This is a genomic window from Megasphaera jansseni (assembly GCF_047974155.1).
In the GTDB taxonomy this organism is placed as follows: Bacteria; Bacillota; Negativicutes; order Veillonellales; family Megasphaeraceae; genus Megasphaera.
Genome location: NZ_JBHYRR010000013.1, coordinates 69,272 through 75,339 on the forward strand (window position 1 = coordinate 69,272; position 6,068 = coordinate 75,339).

Genomic DNA, 6,068 nt, shown 5'->3' on the forward strand with positions numbered 1-6,068 from the left:
GGCAGAAAGGAAGGATAGCCATGACAAACTGCTCGTCATCGCAGGCGGCCCTGGCCATTGAAGCTCAGGGAATCGTAAAGCAATTCACCCGGCCCGGACAGACCAGCCCGATCACAGCCTTAGCAGCGGTGTCACTGACGGTCCGCACGGGGAGCCTGACGGCCATCATCGGGCCTGACGGAGCTGGCAAGACAACGTTCATGCGCCTCGTCTGTGGCCTGTTAAAAAGCGATGCCGGTACCCTGTCAGTCCTGGGTACCGACGTGGCCAGCCATCCTCAGGCCGTCCAGGACCACATCGGTTATATGCCCCAGAAATTCGGTCTCTATGAAGACCTGTCCGTACAGGAAAACCTGGACCTCTATGCCAATCTCCATGCCGTTCCCCAAGCCGTGCGCCAGGACCGCTTCCAAAAACTGCTGGACCTGACCGGACTGAGCCCGTTCACACAGCGCCTGGCCGGCAAGCTCTCTGGCGGTATGAAGCAGAAACTGGGCCTGGCCTGCACCCTCGTTTCCATGCCGCCCCTGCTGCTCCTTGATGAACCGACCGTCGGCGTCGACCCCTTATCGCGGCGGGAACTGTGGCAAATCCTCGACACCCTGTCGGCGTCGGGGGCCCTGACCGTCCTGGTCGCGACGGCGTACCTGGAAGAAGCTGAACACTGCCATGACGTCTACATCCTGCATAAAGGCCATATCCTGGCCCAGGGCGCACCGGACGCGCTCTGCCAGTATTCCCAGGACCGCTGTTATATCGTCGAGCCGCCAGAAGGCGTCCCGCCGCGGCTCATACAGGCTGCCCTCATCGATGAAACGGAAGCCGTAGCCGATGCCGTTCCCGAAGGCGGTGCCGTCCGTTTCAGCCTGACGCCGAAGGCCCGCCTGGAAGACCTCTCCCTGTCCGGTCTGGCTGTAACGGCCGTCCCGGCCAGACTGGAAGACAGTTTCATGGGCCTCCTGCGCCAGCAGGAACCGCCCGTACCTTCCCAGTACCGCCGCCCTGACGTAACGGCTGCCAAGAAGACCGGTACAGGCCGCAAAATCATCGAAGTCAGGGATATCGTCCGCCGCTTCGGCGATTTCATCGCCGTCAATCATACATCGTTCAGCGTTTACGAAGGGGAAATCTTCGGGCTCCTCGGCCCGAACGGAGCTGGGAAATCGACGACGTTCCGCATGCTCTGCGGCCTGCTTCCCGTATCGTCCGGCCAGATTTCCGTAGCCGGCGTCAATCTGCGGACAGCCCGTGCCCAGGCCAGGGCCCATATCGGTTATGTGGCACAAAAATTCTCCCTCTATACGACGCTGTCTGTTGAAGAGAACCTCCGCTTCTTCGGCAGTGCCTACGGCCTGTACGGCCACCGGCTGGACCAGCGCATCGAAGCGGTCATCGAAGAATTCGATTTATCCGGCTTCCGCCATATGCCGGCTGGCAACCTGCCTGGCGGCTACAAACAGCGCCTGTCCATGGCCACGGCCCTGCTCCATGAACCGCCTATCCTCTTTCTCGACGAACCGACGAGCGGCATCGATCCACTGGCCCGTCGTCTCTTCTGGCGGCAGATCACGGACCTGTCGGAAAAAGGGACGACGATCATCGTCACGACGCATTTCATGGAGGAAGCCGAATACTGCGACCGCATCATGATACAGGACCGGGGCCAGCTCATCGCTATCGGCACGCCTTCCGCTATCCGGGAACAAGGCGGTAACAGCCCGACCATGAATGACGCCTTCATCCATATCGTCGAGTCCGGCCGCCATCGTCAGGAGGTATCATCATGAACCTGCACCGTTTTTTGGCCTTATGCCATAAAGAGTTTTGCCAGATGCTCCGCGATCCCAGCAGCTTTCTCATCGGCATCGTCATCCCCCTCATGCTCATCATCCTCATGGGGTCCGGCTTATCGCTCGATGTGAAAGACCTGCCCGTCGCTGTCGCCCTGGAAGACAGTTCGCCGACGGCCCGCAGCGCCCTTCACTTTCTCGACGGCTCCCCTTATTTCTCACCACACTACGTATCTTCCATGAGTGAAGCCGCAGCCCTGATGGATGCGCGCCAGGCCGATGCCATCATCGTCATCCCGCCGGATTTCACGGACCGCCTGGAACAGGGCCACGCCACTGTCCAGGTTCTCTTATACGGCGTCGATGCGACGACGGCCAATGCGGCCAATACTTACATTTCTAGCGGCTTCCAGGCCTGGCAGGCCACTTGGGCCAAGAGCCATGGTGCCGTGTCCCGGCCTGGTACGATCAGCGTCGTATCGCGGCAATGGTTCAACGATGCCAACACGAGCTCATGGATGTTCGTCCCGGGTCTCATCGTCATCGTCATGACCCTGGTCGGCGTCTTCCTGACCTCCCTGGTCATGGCCCGCGAATGGGAACGAGGCACACTGGAAGCCTTGTTCGTCACGCCGGTCCGCCCCTTGGAAATCATCACAGCCAAAATGATTCCCTACTTCTGCATCGCCCTGGCCGGCCTCATCCTCTGCCTCCTCGCCGCTTATTACGGCTATGGCGTACCCATGCACGGTTCCCTGGCCATTATCCTCCTGGCATCGGTCGAATACATCTTCGTCGCCATCGGCATGGGCCTCACTATTTCATCGCTGACCAAGAACCAGTTCCTGGCCTGCCAGATGGCTCTGGTCGTCAGCCTGCTCCCTACGGTCATGCTCAGCGGCTTCCTCTTTGACCTGCGCAGCGTGCCGACAGCCATTGCCGTCATCGGCCACGTCCTGCCGGCGACGTATTACATGGAATTGATGAAATCCTTATTCCTGGCCGGCACGACGGGGACCATGGTCGTCAAGGACTGTGCCATTCTCGGCGCTTATGCCGCATTCTTCGTTTTCCTGTCCCTGCGCGTCACGAAAAAGGGGGTTGCCTGATGGATACCTTCCGATCAACTTTTTATAAAATCTATAGGCTCATCGTCAAAGAACTGCTGACGACCTTGAAAGACCCGAAGAGCCGTGTCATCCTGGTCATCCCCGTCCTCGTCCAGGGATTCCTCTTCGGGTATACGGCGACGTATAATCTCGACAACGTCCCATATGCGCTCGTCGACGAAGACCACAGCCGCGAATCGGCGGACTTCATCGCCCATCTCGATGGGACCGGCATTTTTCAGCGCGTCCAGACCTTGTCGTCGACGCAGCAGATTGCCCAGGCCATCGACAGTGGAGAAGCCATGATCGTCATTACCGTTCCGTCAGACTTTGCCCGCCGCCTGAACAGCGGCCAGGAAGCTCCAATCCAGACGATCACCGATGGGCGCAATCCCATGACGGCCGGCCTGGCGGCTGGTTACGTCGCTTCCATCGTCTCCGCCATGAATGTCCAGCGCAGCGGTCATCAGCCGCTCATCGACATCCGTTCACGCATCTGGTATAACCCCAACAATATTACACGCCGTATGTTCCTGCCATCGCTTATCCCCATGCTGGCTTTGACGCAGGTCCTCATCCTGGCCGGGCTCTCTGTCGCCAGGGAACGGGAAAACGGCACCTTCGACCAGCTGCTGGTCACACCGCTGACGCCGCCGGAAATCCTCATCGGCAAAGCCGTACCGCCCATCCTCATCGGCTTCGTCCAGGCGACGCTCATGTTGTGCATCGCCGTGTTTTGGTTTAAAATACAAATAGTTGGTTCTCTGGCCGCCCTATACCTTACGATATTCATTTTTCTCGTGAGTTGTGTCGGCCTGGGCCTGTCGATTTCAGCCATAGCTAAAAACATGCAGCAAGTCATGGTATACTGTTTCTTATTCCTCATGCCCATGATGCTCCTGTCGGGACTGGCGACACCGGTCCGCAACATGCCGCAGGTTCTGCAATATGTGACTTATATCAACCCTATGCGCTTTGCCATCGAAGCCATACGCCGCATCTACCTGGAAGGCGCCGGTGTCTCTGCGATTGCCTATACCTATCTGCCCATGCTGGTCGTCGCTGCCGTCACGCTGCCCCTGGCTGCCTGGCTGTTTCGCCATAAATTATCATAGAAAGAGGGATTGCTATGCCTCACAAAGCGCCTGTGACGTCGAGCCGCGAAGACGGCCGGGAAACAAAAGCACGTATCATCGAAGCTGCAGGTCCGCTCTTTGCCCAACACGGTTATGACGGTACGACAAGCAAGGAAATTTGCCAAAAAGCCGGTGTCAACATGGCCGCCGTCAATTATCATTTCGGCAGCCGCGACGGCCTGTACATGGCCGTCCTCGAAGAAGTCCAGGACTACCTGGTCAATGTAGACGTACTCAAAAAACTGGCGCAGCAAGAAGGCTCGCCGCGCCAGAAATTAGAACGTTTCGTCGATTATTTTATAGAAGATGCCTTTCGCCGCAACGATTGGCATGTCCGCGTCTGGATCCAGGAGCTCCTGCACCCGTCACCGTATATCCAGAAAATCATTTCCCAAAAGGGCCTGCCTAAATTCTACATTTCTTCAGTCATCCTGCAGCAGGCCTTAGGCTATGACACAGCCGATATCGGATTTTACAGCGCCTACATCAGCCTCATCGCGCCGTTTACATTGGCTTTCCTAGCCCAGAACAGTCCGGTCATCGACGCCCTTCCCGTGCATTATCCGAAAGAAGAATTCATCCAGCACTTAAAGGAAAACTTTTTCAAAATCCTCGATGCCCTGACGCTTCCCAAAGCGTGACGCCTGTCCGGGCTACTTGAGGACAGACCGGACCCGGGCCTGAAGTTCCGGCACGACGTCGGCTTCGAACCAGGGATTCTTGGCCTGCCAGCGGAAGTTGAGCGGACTGGGATGGACGATGGGGAAATAATCCGGCAAATAGGCCTGGTAATTCTGCACCGTTTCCGTCAGATTGCGGCCCGTCCGGCCTTTCAAATAGTAGTCGATGGCGTACTTGCCGACGAGGAGGGTCAGTGCCAGGTCCGGCATAAGTTTTAAAATTTCACCATGATATTCCTGAGCGATGAACCGTCTCGGCGGTTTGTCGCCCGTTTTCGCTTTGCCGGGATAGTAGAAATCCATAGGCATGATGGAGATGGCCGGCGAATAAAAAATCTGACTGTCAATACCCATCCAGGCCATTAGTTTTTCACCGGACTTATCATGGAAGGGAATGCCCGATTCTTCGACCTTTTTGCCCGGAGCCTGTCCGATAATCAGGATTTTCGCAGCCTCGTGAATCTGAAAAATAGGCCCGATGCCCCGCTGGGTATAAACCGCGTTCCGTTCATCTGCTTTCAGTTTTTCGATAATTGTTTGCAAATCCATAGTACACACTCTCATACCAATAAATGATAATAAATAATAGGAATGAACAGGGCCGGCAGGAAGTCGGCTACTTTCAGTTTCGTCAGCTGGAACATGTTGAGGGCAATGCCCAGGATCATAACGCTGCCGACGGCATTGAGTTCCCGGATGACGTCGGGTGTCATGAGCGGCATGATGAAGGTCGCCAGCAGATAGAAAAAGCCCTGATAGATGAAGAGGACGATGCCGACGGGAACGACGCCTAAGCCATAAAGGGTCCCAAAAATAAAGGACGACGTAAAGTCGAGGGCACTCTTAAAATACAAGAGGTCATTATTCCCCAGCGCCGCCTGGATAGGCCCGAGGATAGCCATGGCGCCGATGACCTGCATGATGGATAAGGTGACGAAGCCCCGGACGAACCGCGAATCGTCGCCCTGGCCCATGCGCTTCTTGAGGAATTCCCCGAAGCGGTTCATGCCGTCTTCGATGCCGATGAGCGTCCCCACGAGGGTCCCGATGATCATACTGGCCAGCACCAGGAGCAGGTTCTGACTTTGGACCGCCCCTTGTATCCCCATGATGGCCACGCACAGTGAAATGACGCCAAAAATGGCCTTGGTAAAGCGCTCAGGTATGCCGCGCTTCAAAAAAAATCCCAGCAGCGCTCCTAAAGAAGACGTCACGGCATTGACGATAACAGCGAACATGTAATTTCCTCCTGATAAGTAAATTTGTGTCTATTATAGCAGAAAAAAGAGGCTGTCGCATTAAGACAGCCTCTTTTTACGTTGATCGTAGGTCGTTCATCGTTTGTCGTATGGG

At 56.4% G+C, this 6,068-nt stretch carries 6 protein-coding genes; 4 read left to right on the forward strand and 2 right to left on the reverse strand.

What is annotated here, in order from left to right:
- Nucleotides 1-20: 20 nt before the first annotated feature.
- From ACE418_RS06640 to ACE418_RS06655, 4 genes are read left to right on the forward strand one after another with little or no spacing between them, the layout of a single operon-like run.
- The gene (locus tag ACE418_RS06640) at nt 21-1,787 is read left to right on the forward strand and encodes an ATP-binding cassette domain-containing protein (protein ID WP_416449877.1); all 1,767 of its coding nucleotides are present in this window, start codon (nt 21-23) and stop codon (nt 1,785-1,787) included.
- Entirely contained in the window at nt 1,784-2,899 is a 1,116-nt protein-coding gene (locus ACE418_RS06645; protein ID WP_416449878.1) for an ABC transporter permease, read from the forward strand. Before ACE418_RS06640 ends, ACE418_RS06645 begins: the two co-directional genes overlap by 4 nt.
- Nucleotides 2,899-4,014: an ABC transporter permease gene (locus ACE418_RS06650; RefSeq protein ID WP_416449879.1), complete on the forward strand. Its 1,116-nt coding sequence runs from the start codon at nt 2,899-2,901 to the stop codon at nt 4,012-4,014. The genes ACE418_RS06645 and ACE418_RS06650 overlap by 1 nt, the downstream gene beginning before the upstream one ends.
- Nucleotides 4,015-4,028: 14 nt before the next feature.
- Nucleotides 4,029-4,676, forward strand: coding sequence for a TetR/AcrR family transcriptional regulator (locus ACE418_RS06655; RefSeq protein WP_416449880.1), 648 nt, complete (start codon nt 4,029-4,031; stop codon nt 4,674-4,676).
- A 12-nt stretch (nt 4,677-4,688) separates the two neighbouring features.
- Here ACE418_RS06655 and ACE418_RS06660 read toward each other — a convergent pair whose 3' ends face one another.
- Both ACE418_RS06660 and ACE418_RS06665 read right to left on the reverse strand, forming a co-directional pair.
- Nucleotides 4,689-5,264 carry a uracil-DNA glycosylase family protein gene (locus ACE418_RS06660; RefSeq protein WP_416449881.1) on the reverse strand — a complete coding sequence of 192 codons (576 nt, stop codon included), beginning with the start codon at nt 5,262-5,264 and terminating at the stop codon, nt 4,689-4,691.
- Nucleotides 5,265-5,275: 11 nt separating this feature from the next.
- Nucleotides 5,276-5,953 carry a DUF554 domain-containing protein gene (locus ACE418_RS06665; protein WP_416449882.1) on the reverse strand — a complete coding sequence of 226 codons (678 nt, stop codon included), beginning with the start codon at nt 5,951-5,953 and terminating at the stop codon, nt 5,276-5,278.
- Nucleotides 5,954-6,068: the final 115 nt, after the last annotated feature.